Raw genomic sequence first — 16,704 nt, 5'->3', positions numbered from 1 at the left:
CACGATAATGCTGACAGAGACGCTCGGCCATCAGTTTTTCCCAGCCATAGGCATCTTGCGGCGCTGCAGGGTAGGCGTCTTCTTCGCGTAACCCGGGGATAGCCGCCTCCATTTGACGGTACTCGGGATAGACACATGCCGACGAGGCGTAGAACAGCCTAGATGCACCATTCTCTGCTGCAGTGTCGAGGGTAAAGATATCGATCAGGCTGTTATCGCGCAGAATGGTTGCGTGATTGCTCGAGATATAGCCCATCCCGCCCATATCGGCCGCGAGAGCATAGACCTCGTCCACATTTGCCGTCGCAATGCGACAGTTCTCGCGAGAACGCAAATCTAGGAGAAGAAATTCATCAGCTGGGGATGGTTCATAGAGAGGGAGATGAAGATCAACCCCGCGTACCCAGTAGCCTCGAGCTTTCAGATATCGCACAAGATGGTGCCCAATGAACCCACCAGCGCCAGTCACTACTGCGCGAAGCGCCATTCTCTTCCCTCGCCTGCGGTTCTTGTCCCACGGGGATGCTGCGCTCGAAGAGCGCCCGCACTAGCCGAGGCGCAAGGATAGCATATGAATCGGTAGCTGAGATAGGCGAAGGGAGCGTCACCTGTTCTTGCAGAGCGGCCAATAAAGAGAGCCACCCGGGTCTCGTTCCCCCAGCGAGAGCTGCTGCCTTATCCGAGCAGAGCAGGGGGTTCCTCCCCTGCTGCTGACAGTAGCCACGAAGGGAGGCATTGACTACTATTAGGCCCCAGCGACTCTCGAGCGATGAAAGGTGCCCGCGAAGCATGAGCGCCCCTCCCGCCGTCATCGTCGAGCAGAGTACCATTCGCTTGGACCTCGGTCAGCTGTGGCGCGCGGTGTGGCACGGGCGGCGGACAATCCTCGCTTGCGCCGTGATCGGCGCGCTTCTCGGCGCAACAAGCGGACTTGCAATTCGGATCATCGCGCCGCGCTACAGCGCCGAGTCGCAGATCGTCCTGACCGGATCAAAGTATCGCCTCCAACTCGACCCCAAGTTCACGACAGTCGACATCTTTACCTCGGGCGTCCCCCCGACCAGTCGTGCTGAGGAATATCGGGCGATCATCACCAGCCAGCAGACGCGAACGGCGGCTTCGGCCCGGGCTGCCGCGCTGGCAGCAGATGCCGCCGCTGCCAACGCGGCCGTCGCTCAGGCTGCGCTGCACCCGCAAATTCGCGGCAACCTTATCACTCTTCGCGTAAGCGCGCCCTCTCCAGAGTTAGCTGCGCTTGCCGTCACCGCGTATACCGAGGCCGTCGTCGCCCGCTTGGATGAGGTGTACGCGACAACCGAGCAAGACCTGCGGCTGCTCGAGGCCCGCCTCGCCGAGGCGACGGCCGCAAATGAAGCAGCAGAAGCAGCGGTCGTCCGATTTCTTGAGACCTCGCCGCTCCCACTTCTGGGGCAGCGCATCACGCAGCAGAAGCAGCTCCTCGATACTCTGAGCGCAGAGCGTCGGCTGGCGATTGAGAGTGAGATTGGGCGAGCGTATTCCCTGCTCGGGAAGCTCGAGGAGCTTCGCCAGAACGGGCTCACGCTGCGGGAACAGCTGCGGGCCAGCACCCAATCCCCAGCGAGCAGAGCGGCGGCGGCAGTCTCGCTCTTCCTCCTCCAACGCGACCTCGCGCTGCTCAGCGCATCCCGCCTCGAACAGCCGGACACGCCCGAAAACCGCCCCGCATCTCCAGCAACCATTTTCCAGCTTGACCTCTCCGTCATAACAGGGCAATCCCTCAGCTCGGACACCTTGCTGAGCGATGTTGAAGCATTTCTGCGCCTTGTCGAGCAGCGAAAAGCCGAGGTGCTCGACTCACTCGCCGCCACTGCCGCCACGCTCGCCAGCTTGCCCAGCGCAGACAGCCAGCCGTTCCCCGTAGGACAGCTCGGCGACCGAGACGACGCTTTGCGCCACGGTATCGCCGCGCTCAGCGCTGACCTCGCCCGCAAAGAAGCCGAGCGTCAGGCGGCGCAGTTCCGCTTCGAGGCGCTCACCACTGACGCAAAGCTGACCCGCGATGCTCGGGCCGCGCTCGTCGCCAAGGTCCAAGAGACCCTGATTGCCGCCGCATCGTCCGGCCGCGCGATTGTGGTCTCGACAACCGAGCCCGTCGACGCCCATGCGCCAGTCCCGACTTGGCTTCTCGGGGGTGCCGCTCTTGGTTTGATCGGCGGCACAGTTCTTGCCGGCATCCGCGCGCTGCGCAATCACCAGCTGTCTATGCGTTCGGAGATGTAAGCGAGGCCTCGCGATGCGTCTTTGCTGCTGCGCGCCGGCCTCGTTGTGCAAAACTATGACGGGCGCGCTGGCACTCTCACTGCCAACACGGCAGTGCTGACCACTTCGTGACGACGACGGGTCCGTTATGACAGTCTTCCGAGCCGGGCAAGGCCGAGCTTTCAGGCAGCCCTTCTTCCGCCTTCGCGCAGCGCTTGCGCGAACGTGGCTTCATCCCCGCCGACTCGGCGCATGGTATCAAGAACGGCTCGTCGCCGCGGCCTTTCCCCGCGAGAGGAAAGTCAAGCGACTGCTCGACATCGGCTGTGGACGCCGTCCTTACGAGCCGATGCTCAGGCCGCATGTCGTCGACTATCTTGGGGTCGACCTTCCCGGCCGGTTCGAGGCGGAACGAGGACCAGACATCTTCGCTGACGCCTGCTCCTTGCCCTTTCGCTCCGGGATTGCTGACGTCATCCTGTGCACGGAGGTGATCGAGCATGTCCCCGACCCCGACCTGCTCCTCCGAGAGGCGCCCCGCGTTATTGCTGAGGGCGGGACGCTCATCCTCTCGGCGCCATTTTTCGAGCCGCTGCACGAGGAACCGTACGACTACACCCGCTACACGGCATTTGGCCTGAAGGCGTTCGCCGAGCGCGCAGGATTTCGCGTGCGCGAGGTAAAGCGGCGAGGCGGCTGGTGGGCAGTCGTTCTCGGTTCGCTGATCGGGCAAGCGCTCTATGACACCGTTGCGCCCCGCACCGGCACCCGGCGACGACGAACTCCCGGCATCCTTCTCGTCCTGCCGGTTCTCGTTTTGCTGCAATTTCTCGCCTTGACGCTCGACAGCTTCTTCAGAGGCAAGCGGGTAGCGATCGGCTATCTCCTCGTTGCGGAGCCGAAACGAGAGCCCCTTATGAGCGAAAAGCGCTCCGCTCTCACTCCCAATCACGGTTCAAGCAACTCTTGCCAGTAATTTCCCTCCGGGGATTGTCCTCGCCACTACACCGCATCCTCGCGTGGCTTCGCGACAGCCGCCGACTGCATTGCCGCTGCTTCGAGCACAGCGAGCGTCGCCTCGGCGCTCCTTGACCAGCGATACGGCTGTGCGCGTTCGCGGCCGCGAGCAATAAGCCGCGCCCGCTCGCGCTCATCAAACAAGCCGCGCTCAAGCCCTGCAGCAATCGACGCCGGGTCGTGCGGGTCGACTAGGATGGCCGCATCACCCGCTAATTCAGCGAGGCTGCTGCAATTCGACGTCACGACTGGACACCCGCAGGCCATCGCTTCAAGGAGAGGATACCCAAACGTTTCCGCAAGCGAGGGGATCACCGCGAGGGCTGCCTGCCGATAGAGCGGCGCCGCATGCGCAACCCGCCCAGCGATGATCACTGCATCGGCAACGCCTGCCTTGCGGGCGGTCTCACGCAATGACGCAAACGAGACCCCCGCCTCACTGCCAACGAGCAAAAGCACATGGTCAGTCGGCCGAGCCCGCTTCAGCTGCGCAAATGCCTCAATCAGACGGTGATGGTTCTTGTAGGGATACGTTGCCGAGACATAGAGAATGAACGGCCGGCCGCCCGTCAGGCGCGGGCCCTCCCCTTCCGGACCTCTCCCTTCCGCCGCCGCCCATACCTCCTCAGACAGCCCATGCGGAATGACGACTACCTTCTCGGGAGAGACGCCGACATACCGCCGCAGGTCTTGCCGGGCGCTCTCGGAGAAGGTAATCAGTCGGGTCGCTCGGCGCGCCGACAACGGCACGAGGCAGCGCAGATACGCCGTCCGCAGCGGGTCACGAATGAGAGGAGTTTCATAAAACTGCAGAAATTGGATCGCCACAACGACGGGCATTCGCAGGAACAACGGCGCGACCGTCGCCGTCGCGAAGAAGACGTCAACCCCGCGCCGGTTCACTGCGGCGGCAAGCTGCCCCTGCTGATAGAGCACGCGGAGTGACTTCCGACGCGGCACGCCTTTCAATTGCACGACCTCTACTCCTGCAGGCAGCTGGCCGTCGAAAAGGTCGTCCGCCCACTCAGGAGTGAACAGGACAAAGCGAAAGGTCGGCCGTAAGCGCGCAAACTCGCGCGTCAGCGCCTGCAGATAGAGCCGCATTCCGCCCGGTGCAGCGCGAGCGGTCGCCTCTCCGGGGGAAACGTTGTCGATCCCAATCGTCAGCATGCCGGCCTTAGGAGAGGTCGCCATTGAGCAGCGCTCGATAGGCTTCGACGGTGCGGGCCGCGATCACCTCATTGGTGTACTGACGCACGACCCGTTCTTGCCCGGCGCGCCCAGCGGAAAGACGCCGTGCGGGGTCCCGGCGCAAGCGGTCGATGAGCTGCGCGAGCGCAGCCGGGTCGCGCTCCGGAAAGATCAGGGCGGGGTCGCCGATCACTTCCGGGATCGCTCCTGAGCTCGACCCGATTGCCGGCACACCGACTGCCATCGCTTCGACCAGCACGCGGCCGAACTGTTCTGCCCAGTTCGGCGTTGTTCGCGACGGCAGAACGAGCAGGTCGGCCGCCTCATAGAACGGCTGCACCGCTTCTCGCCCGCCAGGCGAGTAGACCTGCGCCAGCGGCGCAGAGGCGAGCAGCAACGGTTTCATCGGCCCATCACCGACACACAGGAGGCGGACCGGCGGACCCTCATGCGCAAGGAAGCGGAGCGCCGCAAGGAGATCGTCAATCCCCTTCTCAGGGACAAACCGCCCCACATAGAGGAGGACCACTTCCTCCTCGCCGATGCCGTACGCCCGCCGGCGCTGCGCGCGCTGCTCCGGCGACAGCGTTCGGACCCAAGCGCGGTCTATCCCAAATGCAGGCAGCACAATCACGCGCTTCGGCGAAACGCCTTCGCGCAGAAGCAGTTCGCGTCCTGCTTGGTTGCCGGCAAAGAAGAGCGCTATTCGGGGGCGGGCTAACGCCGTCAGGACGCGGAGAGGCAGCGCTTTCCGCCCTGCGAGCGGCAGATTGTTCCAGAAGAACACCACGATTTTGGCGTGCGGCGCGAACAACCTTCGCTGCGCAAGCGCTTGGAAGACCACAAAGCTGTGGATCTCATTCTCGATATGGACGATGTCGGGCTGAAACCGCCGCATTCCAAGGTCCAGGGAAGCGAGAACCCAGCGGGTGGAAGAGCGTTTCTTGATCGGGAACCACGGAGGATAAAGCGCAAGCTCGTAGCGCTCGCCCCGAGGCGCCGCCATTGGGGAACCGTAGTCGTTGAAGAAGTGTTCCGGCAGGCAGAGCCGCAGCGTTACCTGATCGGCCAACGCCTGCAGCTTTCCCTCATACCCGCCGTGCAGATAGGTATGGCTGACGAGCAGCACGCGCGGCCGGCGGGAGACCGGTCCCACGATCGGCTCCTGCCTCGTATGCCGAGTCTCTGGCTGTGAGGGTTCAAGCAGCGTCATCCGGAACCCGCTTTCTCGCCGACTGCATAGTCCGCAGGCGTTCTCCTCACTTGCGCCAGACCGTGCCCATAGAGCGAAGGGGCCGCGCTCTGTCGAGGACGGGCCGTTCCCCGACACTGCCTTTCCGCATCAAGCGCACTCCTCAACAGTTGCTCCATTCTGCGCCCAAGGACCCAACGTTTCATCGTCGGACGCGCGCCGATGTGCGCTCCGCCGCCCGATATAGGAGCTCTAATTTATCCACAAGCGCCGACCACGAGAGGAGGGTTTCCGCGACCCGACGGGCGTGCCGTTCGAGCTCAGCTCGCAGGTGGGGCTGTTCGAGAAGATGAAGAACTCCGCGAGCAAGGTCAGCGCTGGTGGGGGCGCACACAAGAGCGGCCCGCTCCTGTTCCAGCAGGAGGGGGAGGTCGCCGACCCGGCTGAGGACAACCGCTTTGCCGGCGCTCAGATAGTAATTCACCTTCGAGGGCCAGCGTCCACGGCTCGCAATGGTGTCCGCAAGCGGTGTCAGCATGAGGTCGGCAGCCGCGACATAGTCAGCCAGCTCATCGTCCGACACAAACCCCGTCTCGATGATGTGGCCGCCAGCACGGAGGTCTGACGGCACCTGAGCCCGATGATCTCCGATCAAGACGAGCTGCGTTGCGGGACGCGCTGCCACCACTAGGCGCACTGTCTCCCACATCAAGCTGCCATCGCGACCCTGGAGCCTGCCGACCGAGCCGATGAGAGAGATAGCGGGCGGCAATCCCAGCCGCGCTCGCGCCGCCGCGCGGTCGCGAGGCTGAACGTGCACAGGGTCGCACCCGTGCGGCATGAGGTGGATCGTTTCGCGAGGCACCCCGAGCCTGACCGCGCGCTCTCTGAGCGCCGTCGAGATCACGGTCGTCCGATCGGCAGAGGTACGGAACGCCTCTTCAAAAAATGTCTCGACCGGGCCGAAGAATGTACGCACGACCCAGCCGGAGCGCTCTTGGATGGTGCCGCCGCGCCCCCACCAGTCACACCAGTCGATAAATAGCGGGGCGCCGCTCACGCGACGCGCAACCAGCGCAGGAAGAATAACAACAGGGCGACAGTCCCACGCGTGGATCAGATCCCAGTCTCGCTTAGCAACAAACCCTGCTCGGCGCAAGGCATCATACAGGTCCCAGCCTGTTCGGGCACGCCCGACAAGCAAATCTGGTGTCTCGAACAGGTGAACACCTCGTACCCACTTCTCAGAGAATGCCCATCGATTCGACTTGCTGATCGACAAAAGCGTGACCTCATGCCCTCTCGTCGAGAGGTAGTGCCCAATGTCGAGGGCACGATTGAATGTCCCTCCAGTGAACGCCACGTTATGGTTGAGGAACAGAATTCGCACGAGCCGCTCGAAGAGATCAGCGCATCGCAAGAACAGCCCTGATGGTATCAGAGGGGGCAGCAGCGTGCCACATGAGCCGCACGCAGTTCTGCATCCCGTGCTTCTGAAGGCTGCTCTCCCGCGAAGAAGCCGCCCCAACGCGCGCCGTCAGTTCCGCTAGATCTCCAGCATCCTCTCCGCCGATCCGTAGCAGAGACGTTTCATTCTCGGCGTCGGCGTCCGCGACGGTACTTGGGCCGAAACGCTCGCCTCGATTGAGCCCATGATCGCAAGCCATAAGCCCCATCTTATCGTTACACCGAATGTCGACTACATCACGCAGGCGCAACACAGTCCGGCGTTGTTCACCATGCTCAAGGCCGCCGAACGCGCTGTCCCGGATGGACTCGAAATCCTGGCTGTCGCGATGGGGACGCCACGACAGGAGTTCTTCATGGCACGCCATCAGCACCGCATGGGTATCCCCGTCATGATCGGGGTCGGCTCGACGTTCGACCGGATGTCTGGCGATGTCCCGGTCCCTCCCGGGTGGATGACCAAGGTCGGCCTCGAATGGCTGTTTCGCATTCCGCAAGACCCCAAGCGGCTCGGACGACGCTCCCTTCTCGAGGATCCCATCTTCTTCTGGTGGGTCGTGCAGCAACGGTTCGGCTGGCGGCAATTCCCGCTCTTCGCCGAACGCTACCGGCAGTAGCTCCACCGCCTGCAAGCCCCCCGTCCCTCGACCCGCTGCTCTCGGGTCATCTCCTTCGCAAAGCGAGGGGCGGCTGGACAGTGCGCAAGCAAAAGAGTACAATGGCCGCCGGCGCCAAGAGAACAAACGATTGGATGGCCCTCATGCGCGCAGTTCTGGCAGGGGTCGCCGGCTCGGTCTTGGCGCTGATGATGGTCCTCCCTGTTCGACCGACTGCAGGCGCAGCGCCCGCTCCCTATTCACTCACTCGCGACCGTCACGATGGCGGCGGAGGGCTGAGCGCTGCCTCTGCCTTCCAGCTGGTCGGTGCTGTCGGCCAGCTGAGCGTGGGCTCTGCTGCAGGAGAGCAGTATCGCCTGACCGCAGGATTTCTCCACGCGGCGGTCACGCCTCCTCCTCCACTCGACGCCCCCACCCCAGCACCCCCGACCGCTCCAACTCCTCGCTTCAACACGGTTTACCTCCCCAAGAGCGCTCTCTACGCGAACGGCGACTAATCTCCGGAACGGTGCACTATGGCCCGCCTTCAGTTCGCACCCTTGGTCGCAGCTGTCAGCGCAGCCCTCTTCAGCGCGCTCCTCGTCCGAGCAGCGCCGCCCCCAGGGCCGGGCACTCTCGGCACGCCGCTCCCCACTGCGTTCACCTATCAAGGACACCTGGCGCGCGCTGGCGTTCCCCACACCGGCGCCTGCGATTTCGAGTTCCGGCTGTTCGACGCTGAAACAGGCGGCATCCAGATCGGCGCGACGCTCACGCGTTCTGGTCTCCTAGTGAGCCAAGGGCTCTTTTCCACCGTCCTCGACTTCGGCGCAGGCGCCTTCCCCGGCCATGCTCGTTTTCTCGAAATCGCAGTCCAGTGCGCAGGAGACCCCGGGATGACCACGCTCCTCCCGCGCACCGCCCTTACCCCCACGCCGTACGCCCTGTTTTCGCTCGCCGCCGGCACCGCCCTGACGGCAACCACCGCGACGACAGCGCTGAGTGCAACGACCGCCCTCAGCGCAGCTTCCGCCTTGACGGCGGCAACCGCCCTCACCGCAACGACGGCAGCGACCGCAACGACCGCCCTCGGCGCAATTTCGGCATCGACCGCTGCAACCGCCGTCACTGCAACGAGCGCGCTCAGCGCAACCGCTGCCCAGAGCGCGACGACAGCGCTGAGTGCAACGACCGCGCTTACCGCCACCGCTGCCTACACAGCCGCTCACGCTCTCTCTGCGACCGCTGCTCTCACTGCCTCGGCAGCGCCGTTCGCCGGCCTCACCGGCATCCCCACTCCGCTTGCGGCCATCGGCGCTCCCTCCCCCTGCTCGACAGGGCACGTGCCGAAGTGGACGGGCACCACGTGGGCGTGTCAGAACGACCTCGACACCACCTACGCCGCCGGCATGGGGCTTACGCTCGCCGGCACCGAGTTCAGCGTAGCGGCGGCGCCGCGACCGACCATCGCGCGGACACTTCTCGACGGCCAGACGACCAATGTCGGGGAGTGGCCCGCTGTCGCAATCGGTGTCGACGGATTGGCCTTGATCAGCTACTACGACCGCACCAACGGCGACTTGAAAGTGGCGCACTGCGAGGACATCGCCTGCTCAACGGCGACCATCTCAACCCTTGACGGCGCAACGAGCGACGTCGGCCAGTTCACGTCGCTGACGATCGGGCCGGATGGTCGCGGCATTATCAGCTACTACGACGTTACGAATACGGCGCTCAAGGTCGCGCACTGCCACAATCTCCGCTGCACCTCCGCCACCATTACCACGCTCGACGAGAGCGGCAATACAGGGCTGTACACGTCGGTCACGGTCATGAAGGACGACGACGAGAACGGCAATGGGCAGGTTTTCATCGCCTACTACGATGCGTCGCTCACGCGGCTGAAGGTGATCCAGTGTCAAGATGCGGCGTGCACGACCTTCGTCCCCGCCGCAGACGTCGCCGCCGTCGACAGCGCCGGCATTGGGCAATGGGCGACCGCCGTCACCTTTCCAGGAACGGGGCTTCCCTTTGTCTTCAGCAAGAAGACGAGCAGCCCCGCCGGCATTCGCTACTTCGCGTGCCAATCCCCCACAACCTGCGCCAGCGGCGGAACAACCGGCGATATCGACAGCTCGGGAACGCCCTTCTCCGAGTTCGCCGCCACAATCCTCGCCACAGGCCGCCCCTTGCTCGTGGCACGCAACGAGAGCGTGAACCGGCTCGACCTCTTCCGCTGCGCCAACGACGCCTGTTCCACCGCCAACCAGTTCTCAGGACCGAGCGGCGCACGGATGCCGTCGGTGACGGTCCTCCCCACCGGTCAGGCGTTCATCTTCTATGTCCATCCGCCGACTGCGCAGCTGCGCGGCCTTCTCTGCACCGACTTCGACTGCAGCGGCACGCGATTGACTATTCAGGACATCGGCCGCGTGCCGGCGGCGTCCTCAGGATGGCACACAGCAGTCACAATCGGCTCCGACGGGAACCCCCTCTTCGTCTACTGGGATGACATCACCACCGCGCTGCAGGTCATTCACGCTACGAACCCCTTCGGAACGCCAGGCTACCGTCGGCGATAACGCTGCCGCGAAGAGAACGCGCCGGACAGCAAGGTGCGCCGGGAGCGGGATCGGCATCGGCGAGAACCCCGCGCTCTCGTCTAAGCAGCGGCCGTCCCGGCGCAGCCGAGGACCTGAATGCGAGCCGGGCTAGCGGACGCGCTGCGCCCTCGGCCCACGCCGTGGTCGGCACGGCAAGCGCCTGTTGCGCCTCTTCGCCGCGAGCATCAGGAGCGCGTCGCGTGCCAGGCAGCCGCTTTCCCCCTCCGCATCTTCCATCTGGTCCAGCGTGCGGAGCGCGCCCGCCCTGACCTCGAAAGCAGCCGTCTTCCCTGCCCGCGCTTCTGCTCGCTTCTCGGCGCATGCGAGGGACATGATTGTGATAGAATGTACAAATGCCGCTTGTGGCCTTGCGCTTCTGCTTGCGGCACCGTCGACGCGAGGGTCGACAGCTTACTCCACTCCCCAGCGGGAGGCCGCCGAGGATGGCGCATCTCCGCGGCGCGGCGCGCGCGCGCTACGTCCGGCGCATGTTCGACCGCATCGCCGGTCACTACGACCTGATGAACGCCATCATGACGTTCGGCCAGTATCGCCGCTGGCAGCGCCGCGCCGCCGAGATCGCCGCTCCGATCGTGGGAGAGCGCTTCCTCGACGTTGCAACCGGCACCGGCGACATCGCCACCGACCTCGCAACGCTTGCCCCCTTCGTGGTCGGCCTCGATTTCTCCCGCCCGATGCTCCTTGCGGGCGATGCGAAGGTCCGCGCATCCGGCCGGATCGCCCGCGTCGAGGGCGATGCCCTTGCGCTTCCATTTCGCGACAACAGCTTCGATGGCGTCACCATCGGGTTCGGCTTGCGCAATCTCCCGGACCTGCGCCGCGCCCTCGCCGAGATGATCCGTGTCGTCCGCCCGGGGGGACGGGTGGTTTGCCTCGAGTTGACGCGTCCTCTCCTGCCGTGGATTGCTCCTCTCTTCCGGCTCTACTTTCACCGGGTTGTCCCCCTCATCGGCGGGCTCGTCTCCGGCAGCTTCGCCGCCTATCGTTACCTGCCCCAGTCGGTCGACCACTTTCCCGACGCTGAGGCCCTACGTACCCTCTTCGCCGAATGCGGTCTGCTCTTCCCCGAGTACGAACCGCTGAACTTCGGTACGATCGCCATCCACTGGGGCACGAAGCCGCTCGAGGCCGCACCGTGAGTTCGCGCATTCCTGAAGTTGTCGTTCGCCGGCTGCCCATCTACGCGCGCGCGCTCGCCCAGCTGGAAGCGCGGGGGACCGCCGTCATCAGCTCCCTCGACCTCGGCCGCCTCCTCGGCGTTACCCCCGCCCAAATCCGCAAGGACCTCAGCTACTTCGGAGAATTCGGCAAGCAGGGCACCGGCTACGACGTTGCTCATCTCAAGACCGAGATCCGCCGCATCCTGGGGCTCGACCGCGAATGGCGGATGGCGATCATCGGCATCGGCCGGCTCGGCCGCGCGATCGCCAGCTACCCCGGCTTCGCGTCCGAGGGCTTCCGCGTCGTCGCGCTCTTCGATAACGACCCGGCGAAGATCGGCACCGCGGTCGGCGACCTGATCGTCCGTTCGATGGACGACCTCGCCACCGTTGCTCGGGCAGAGCGGCTCGATATCGGGATCGTCGCCGTACCCGCCGCGCAGGCGCAGACGGTCGTCGACCAGCTTGTCGCTGTCGGCGTCACCGGGCTCTTGAACTACGCGCCGATCACCCTTAGCGTTCCGCCGCATGTCCGCGTGCGCGACATCGACCCTGTCGTTGCCCTCCAATCGATGACGTACTACCTCAAACACGCCGAGAATGCTCTTCCCTGACCAGCAAGGGGATCGCAAACCCGCGGACATCGCGCTATCGTAGGAGCACTCCGGGCGAGTGAGGAGAGCCGTGCACGAGCCGCCCCACGAACTACCTTCCTCCCAGGACGCCACCTCGACAAGCGAGGCGCCCCCCCCTCTCGATGAGGCGCTCGCCCCCTCTCCGCCGCCCAGTCCCGAGCCAGCCGCTGCTTCCCGTCCCGCCGCCGCAGGGTCGGCGCACCGCGGGGGACCACTGCCCTTCATCCCACCAGCGCTTGGCTGTCTCGCCGTGCTGTGCGTCATGCTTGGGGGCGGCGTCGGCATCCTCTGGAGCGGTGTTGGTCCTCGCCTCGTCGCCGGTGCGAGCGGCAAGCCCGTCGTCCGCGTCGTGAAGGTCGCGCCAATCGGCCCCGATGGCCAGTATCACAGTGCCGCTTCCGCCTTTCCCGCGGATAATCGCGGCATGGCCGGCCGGGTCATCTATGAGTGGGTTCCGCGCGGCTATCGCGGAGAGGCCCTCGTCATCTGGGAGCGGGTCGAGGGCAGCGGCAGAGCGACAGAGATTCGGCCGCCCGATATCGTCCAAGTCGCTGAGTCCATGACGGGCACAACGTGGTGGTATGCCCTTCGGCAGCCCTTCCCGCCGGGGCAGTATCAGTTCCGGCTTGCCCTCGTCGGTCCCGATGGGCAGCGGGAGACCGTCGGGGCTGTCCGCTTCGAGGTGCGCGCCGACGCCATGACGACACCGGCGGGAGCAGCGACGGCCCTGCCCGGCCAACCCGGCTATCGCCCCCCGACTCGGCCACCCGCCATCGCCACCCAGCCCGGCTATCGCCCGCCAACGCGGCCGCCCGCCATCACGCCGCCCAGCCAGCTTCCGGCAACGGCTACTCCCCCACCGCAGACGCCTACTGCCAGCCCCTCCCCATCGCCCCGTCCCTAAACGCTGTCCTTTTGGACAGCGCTGCCCCTGACCGGAGGTCGCGCCCAAAGTCCCGCCGCCCGGACAATGGCGCGAGCAGGATAGCACGCAATACTGGAGCCATCCTGCACTCAGGAGATTCGCGCCATGATCGAACACCTTGGAACCATCTCAGGATTGCTGCTCGTCTCGCTCGTTTCAGCGGTGCTGGCGATCGCCGGCACGCATATGCTGAGCACGTGGAAGGTCTCGTCGCGCTAGAGCGCGGCTCGCCTCCATTGCCATGTCGCCGGTCCGTCGGACCGGCGACTGCTTAGGGCAGAGGACGGCGGCGCCCGAGAGGAAGCCACCGCCTGACGTCCTGCGCCTTGTGCCAGACCGTGGCAGGAAATGGACGGCGCGGCGCGCTCGCGGCGCGGACGCCGAACTGGACAAGCACCGCGCCCCAGGCGAGCCCGCCTCCAAACCCGACGAAGATCACCTTGTCTCCGGACCGGATCTTGCCCTCTTCGACTGCTTCCGTGAACGCGATCGGGATCGACGCCGCAGAGGTGTTCCCGTACCGCTGGAGGTTCTGATAGAACTTCCGCCCAGGCAGCCCCAGCTGCTTCGCTGCCGAGCGGAGGATACGTTCATTGGCCTGATGAGCGACGATCATGTCGACCTCCGCGAGGTCCAGCCCTGCCGCCGCAACCACTGCCTGGGTCGACTCGACGATCGCTTGAACGGCGAACTTGAACACCTCGCTGCCCTGCATCCGCAGGGCGGGCCGTCCATCCGGCGGCTGGAACGCCTTCACTCCGGTCGCGCAGGGCACGTAGAGGAGGTCGGCGCCGCTTCCATCAGAGCGGAGGGTGAAGCCGAGGACATCCTCCTCGCCCTCACCGGCTTGCAGCACCATTGCGCCGGCGCCGTCGCCAAACAGCACGCACGTGTTGCGATCGCTCCAGTCGAGGATTCGGCTGAAAATCTCGCTTCCCACAACCAGCACCGTGCGGTAGGCGCCGCTGGCAATGAACTGCGCCGCAGTGACAAAGGCGTAGACGAACCCGGAGCAGGCCGCACCGAGGTCGAAAGCAGCAGCCCGCGTGGCACCGATCGCATGCTGGATAAGCGAGGCAGTCGAGGGAAAGATGCGGTCGGGGGTTGCCGTCGCGCAGATGATCAGGTCGACCTCTGTCGGCGCGATTGCTGCTCGTTCGAGCGCCCGACACGCCGCCGCCGCGCCCAGCGACGCGGCGCTCTCGTCATCCTGCGCGATCCGGCGCGTTTGAATGCCGGTGCGGGTCCGGATCCACTCGTCGGAGGTGTCGACGATCAGCGCCAGATCGTCGTTCGTCACCACCTTGCTCGGAAGATGCTTGCCCCAGCCGACGATCCGAACGCGGCTCATTCCGCTTCCTCCAGCTCCACGAGCGGGTCGCCCGCCCGAACGAGCTGACCATTGTCGACCAGGAAGCGGACAATCCGCCCGCCGCGGTCAGCGCGCACTTCGTTGAACACTTTCATCGCCTCGATCAGGCCGATCGGCTGCCCCGGTGCGACCGTATCTCCTTCGCGAACGAACGGCTCCGCGCCGGGCGAGGCAGCGCGATAGAAGATCCCTGCCAGCGGCGCGACGATCGTTGCGCCGCGGACCGGCGGCACTGCGGCTGCAGAAGCGTCGCGCGCCGCCGCCAGTTGCCCCGGCTTCCGGCGAATCCGCAGTCGCGTGTCGCCGCTTGCGAATTCGAACTCGTCGACCCCGCTCGCGGCAAGCTCAGCCAAGAGCGAGCGCAGGGTCGTCGGCCAGGTCGGCGACACCGTCACGCCGACTCACGCAAGGGCGTCGTCCATTGTTCTCAGCGCCCGGCGCAGGGTGGCGACTGTGCGGTGCAGGAGCGCCTTTATTGCGCCTTCGCTCCGCCCCATTAGCCGGCCGATCTCCGCGTTCGAGAGGTCGTCGACAAACTTGAGCGTGAGCAGCCGTTGGCGGTCCAGCGGCAAGCTCTGGAGGGCGTTGCGCAGTTGGACGAGGGCGTCATGCCGGGTCAGCGCCTCCAAGCGCTCACTCGTGCGGTCAAGCTCTTGGCGCAGCATTTCCCCGAGAGCGCGCTGGCGGCGCTCGCGCTCGCGATGCCAGTTTGCCACTAAATTGTGCGCAATGCGGAACAGCCAGGCGGAAAACGGCGCGCCGCGGTCTGTGTAGCCAGGAAGATGGGTAAGCGCTTGGAGGAAGACGCGCGCCGTCACATCCTCGGCCTCGGCGGGGTCGCCGACACGCGCAAGGACGTACCCAAAGACCCGGTCAACATGCCGCTCGTAGAGCGCGCCGAAGGCAGAAACCTGCTCCTTCGCGCGCTGAATGAGAACGCCATCGGGCTCGCTGGACATACCGCCTTCCATGCCATCCCCCTCGGGCAGGGCGAGTCCGGACGCAAACTGCGGCGAATTCTAGCCTAGCACGCTCGAGCCGGTCGAATCGGGAGCGCGCAGGCAGCGCTGACAGGCCGCGAGGCAAGCAGCCGCTTAATCCGGCGCCTCGCGGTCACGCAGCAGCGACGGAACAGCGCGGGCAGAGGCAGGCGGGCGTCGCGGGAAGAGCGCAGTCGGCTGACCGCCACGCTCTTCGAGAGCACGCTCGTAGTGGCCAGCCAGCTCATCGACAACCGTTCGCTCCCACAACGGCGCGCCATCGATATAGGCCGCCCGGCCGATCAAGTGAGAAGCGACCGGCACCGTCAGGAAGAGAAACGCGATCACTGCCAGCGCGCGCGTCACCGTCGCGAGATCGCCGAAGTAGAGCGCGACCGCCAGCACCACCAATCCCGCGCCGAGCGAGGACGCTTTCGTCGCCGCCGACATCCGCATGAACACATCCGGCATCCGGAGCACACCGAGCGCAGCGAGCAGCAAGAGCGCTGCGCCGAGGAGGAGCAAAGCCAAAACGACGAGGTCTTTCATCGCAGCCGCGCCTTGACGAGATAGCTGGCAAAGGCGATCGTGCCGAGAAAAGCAATCAGCGCCAGCACGATCGCCACGTCCAGATAGACGCGGTCGCCGCTCGCGACCGCGAAGACGGCGATCGCGGCGACGACGATCGACGCGATTAGGTCGAGGCCGACCACTCGGTCAGCCGGCCGGGGACCGATCAGCACCCGCAGGAAGCTGAGCACCAGCCCAACCCCGAGCGTCGCGACAACGAGGGAGAGAACCGCTGGAAACCAAAACGGGCCTTCCACCATCATCGGAACACCTCGATCACCCGCCGTTCGAAGCCGTTCTTAATGTCGCGCCGGGTCTTTTCGACGTCGTCGATGTACATCGTATGGATAAACAGGGTCGATCGGTCGTCGGAGAGGTCGAGGCTGAGCGTGCCGGGGGTGAGACTGATCAGATTGGCGAGCACGGTGATTTCGACATCGCTCTTGGCATCGAGGGGGATCGCCAGGATCCCCGGACGCGCCCGATAGTTTGGCGTCAGCACCTCATAGGCGACGCGGAAGTTCGCGGCAACGAGTTGGACGAGAAAGAACGCGGCGAGCTCGAGCACGCTGCGGACCCGCCGGATATAGCTGGTGGCGCCGACAACATGGTGCGTGAACAGCAGGATGACGAAGCCGAGAGCAAATCCCACGCTCAGGTTGAGCAGGTCGAGCCGCCCCGACACAGCTGCCCAGCTGGCGGCAAGAAAGATGTTGATCAGCAGGCCGCGCATC

Annotated in this window: 17 protein-coding genes and 1 pseudogene; 8 read left to right on the top strand and 10 right to left on the bottom strand. The window is 65.2% G+C overall.

Annotated features, from left to right (window positions below; genetic code table 11):
- Positions 1-487, bottom strand: a 487-nt coding sequence (locus tag NZ773_08245) for an NAD-dependent epimerase/dehydratase family protein (GenBank protein MCS6801914.1), incomplete at its 3' end; no start/stop codon positions are given.
- 302 nt (positions 488-789) lie between these two features.
- Here NZ773_08245 and NZ773_08240 point away from each other — a divergent pair.
- Both NZ773_08240 and NZ773_08235 read left to right on the top strand, forming a co-directional pair.
- Entirely contained in the window at positions 790-2,262 is a 1,473-nt protein-coding gene (locus NZ773_08240; GenBank protein MCS6801913.1) for a Wzz/FepE/Etk N-terminal domain-containing protein, read from the top strand.
- Between the two features lie 127 nt (positions 2,263-2,389).
- Positions 2,390-3,217 carry a class I SAM-dependent methyltransferase gene (locus tag NZ773_08235; GenBank protein MCS6801912.1) on the top strand — a complete coding sequence of 276 codons (828 nt, stop codon included), beginning with the start codon at positions 2,390-2,392 and terminating at the stop codon, positions 3,215-3,217.
- 26 nt (positions 3,218-3,243) lie between these two features.
- Here NZ773_08235 and NZ773_08230 read toward each other — a convergent pair whose 3' ends face one another.
- The 3 genes from NZ773_08230 to NZ773_08220 form a co-directional block, all read right to left on the bottom strand.
- Complete coding sequence (locus NZ773_08230; protein MCS6801911.1) at positions 3,244-4,452, bottom strand: glycosyltransferase family 4 protein; 1,209 nt, start codon at positions 4,450-4,452, stop codon at positions 3,244-3,246.
- A complete protein-coding gene (locus NZ773_08225; protein ID MCS6801910.1) occupies positions 4,436-5,605 on the bottom strand; it encodes a glycosyltransferase family 4 protein in 1,170 nt (389 codons plus the stop codon). The genes NZ773_08230 and NZ773_08225 overlap by 17 nt, the downstream gene beginning before the upstream one ends.
- 238 nt (positions 5,606-5,843) lie before the next feature.
- Positions 5,844-7,031 carry a glycosyltransferase family 4 protein gene (locus NZ773_08220; protein MCS6801909.1) on the bottom strand — a complete coding sequence of 396 codons (1,188 nt, stop codon included), beginning with the start codon at positions 7,029-7,031 and terminating at the stop codon, positions 5,844-5,846.
- A gap of 202 nt (positions 7,032-7,233) precedes the next feature.
- On the opposite strand from NZ773_08220, the gene NZ773_08215 reads away from it, so the two are divergent.
- The 6 genes from NZ773_08215 to NZ773_08190 all read left to right on the top strand — a co-directional run bounded on the left by NZ773_08215 (position 7,234) and on the right by NZ773_08190 (position 13,027).
- Positions 7,234-7,725 carry a WecB/TagA/CpsF family glycosyltransferase gene (locus NZ773_08215; protein MCS6801908.1) on the top strand — a complete coding sequence of 164 codons (492 nt, stop codon included), beginning with the start codon at positions 7,234-7,236 and terminating at the stop codon, positions 7,723-7,725.
- Positions 7,726-7,868: 143 nt separating this feature from the next.
- A complete protein-coding gene (locus NZ773_08210; GenBank protein ID MCS6801907.1) occupies positions 7,869-8,222 on the top strand; it encodes a hypothetical protein in 354 nt (117 codons plus the stop codon).
- Positions 8,223-8,264: 42 nt separating this feature from the next.
- A complete protein-coding gene (locus NZ773_08205) occupies positions 8,265-10,286 on the top strand; it encodes a hypothetical protein (protein ID MCS6801906.1) in 2,022 nt (673 codons plus the stop codon).
- A 464-nt stretch (positions 10,287-10,750) separates the two neighbouring features.
- Positions 10,751-11,467 (top strand): bifunctional demethylmenaquinone methyltransferase/2-methoxy-6-polyprenyl-1,4-benzoquinol methylase UbiE, encoded by a 717-nt coding sequence (ubiE, locus tag NZ773_08200; GenBank protein ID MCS6801905.1) that lies wholly within the window; start codon positions 10,751-10,753, stop codon positions 11,465-11,467.
- Positions 11,464-12,102 carry a redox-sensing transcriptional repressor Rex gene (locus NZ773_08195; protein ID MCS6801904.1) on the top strand — a complete coding sequence of 213 codons (639 nt, stop codon included), beginning with the start codon at positions 11,464-11,466 and terminating at the stop codon, positions 12,100-12,102. Before ubiE ends, NZ773_08195 begins: the two co-directional genes overlap by 4 nt.
- Before the next feature lie 70 nt (positions 12,103-12,172).
- Positions 12,173-13,027 carry a hypothetical protein gene (locus NZ773_08190; protein MCS6801903.1) on the top strand — a complete coding sequence of 285 codons (855 nt, stop codon included), beginning with the start codon at positions 12,173-12,175 and terminating at the stop codon, positions 13,025-13,027.
- Positions 13,028-13,427: 400 nt separating this feature from the next.
- Here the strand turns inward: NZ773_08190 and NZ773_08185 are convergent.
- The 6 genes and pseudogenes from NZ773_08185 to NZ773_08160 all read right to left on the bottom strand — a co-directional run bounded on the left by NZ773_08185 (position 13,428) and on the right by NZ773_08160 (position 16,703).
- Positions 13,428-14,399, bottom strand: a pseudogene (locus NZ773_08185) (ketoacyl-ACP synthase III).
- On the bottom strand, positions 14,396-14,815 hold the full coding sequence (locus tag NZ773_08180; GenBank protein ID MCS6801902.1) for an acetyl-CoA carboxylase: 420 nt from the start codon (positions 14,813-14,815) through the stop codon (positions 14,396-14,398). The pseudogene NZ773_08185 and the gene NZ773_08180 overlap by 4 nt, the downstream one beginning before the upstream one ends.
- Positions 14,816-14,821: 6 nt before the next feature.
- Positions 14,822-15,379, bottom strand: coding sequence for a sigma-70 family RNA polymerase sigma factor (locus tag NZ773_08175; GenBank protein ID MCS6801901.1), 558 nt, complete (start codon positions 15,377-15,379; stop codon positions 14,822-14,824).
- Between the two features lie 135 nt (positions 15,380-15,514).
- Complete coding sequence (mnhG, locus tag NZ773_08170) at positions 15,515-15,949, bottom strand: monovalent cation/H(+) antiporter subunit G (protein MCS6801900.1); 435 nt, start codon at positions 15,947-15,949, stop codon at positions 15,515-15,517.
- Complete coding sequence (locus tag NZ773_08165) at positions 15,946-16,233, bottom strand: monovalent cation/H+ antiporter complex subunit F (GenBank protein ID MCS6801899.1); 288 nt, start codon at positions 16,231-16,233, stop codon at positions 15,946-15,948. The genes mnhG and NZ773_08165 overlap by 4 nt, the downstream gene beginning before the upstream one ends.
- Positions 16,230-16,703, bottom strand: a complete 474-nt coding sequence (locus NZ773_08160; GenBank protein ID MCS6801898.1) for a Na+/H+ antiporter subunit E — start codon at positions 16,701-16,703, stop codon at positions 16,230-16,232. The genes NZ773_08165 and NZ773_08160 overlap by 4 nt, the downstream gene beginning before the upstream one ends.
- Position 16,704: the final 1 nt, after the last annotated feature.

The sequence above is a fragment of the Dehalococcoidia bacterium genome, assembly GCA_025054935.1.
Lineage (GTDB): Bacteria > Chloroflexota > Dehalococcoidia > SpSt-223 > SpSt-223 > JANWZD01.
Note: the sequence above shows the minus strand (reverse complement) of the source record. Positions and strands in the feature narration are given on the sequence as shown.

Coding starts and splice junctions, on each gene's coding strand:
- NZ773_08235 (MCS6801912.1), top strand. CDS start 2,390: ATGACAGTCTTCCGAGCCGGGCAAGGCCGAGCTTTCAGGCAGCCCTTC.
- NZ773_08160 (MCS6801898.1), bottom strand. CDS start 16,703: ATGCGCGGCCTGCTGATCAACATCTTTCTTGCCGCCAGCTGGGCAGCT.
- NZ773_08210 (MCS6801907.1), top strand. CDS start 7,869: ATGCGCGCAGTTCTGGCAGGGGTCGCCGGCTCGGTCTTGGCGCTGATG.
- ubiE (MCS6801905.1), top strand. CDS start 10,751: ATGGCGCATCTCCGCGGCGCGGCGCGCGCGCGCTACGTCCGGCGCATG.
- NZ773_08165 (MCS6801899.1), bottom strand. CDS start 16,233: ATGATGGTGGAAGGCCCGTTTTGGTTTCCAGCGGTTCTCTCCCTCGTT.
- mnhG (MCS6801900.1), bottom strand. CDS start 15,949: ATGAAAGACCTCGTCGTTTTGGCTTTGCTCCTCCTCGGCGCAGCGCTC.
- NZ773_08230 (MCS6801911.1), bottom strand. CDS start 4,452: ATGGCGACCTCTCCTAAGGCCGGCATGCTGACGATTGGGATCGACAAC.
- NZ773_08175 (MCS6801901.1), bottom strand. CDS start 15,379: ATGTCCAGCGAGCCCGATGGCGTTCTCATTCAGCGCGCGAAGGAGCAG.
- NZ773_08240 (MCS6801913.1), top strand. CDS start 790: ATGAGCGCCCCTCCCGCCGTCATCGTCGAGCAGAGTACCATTCGCTTG.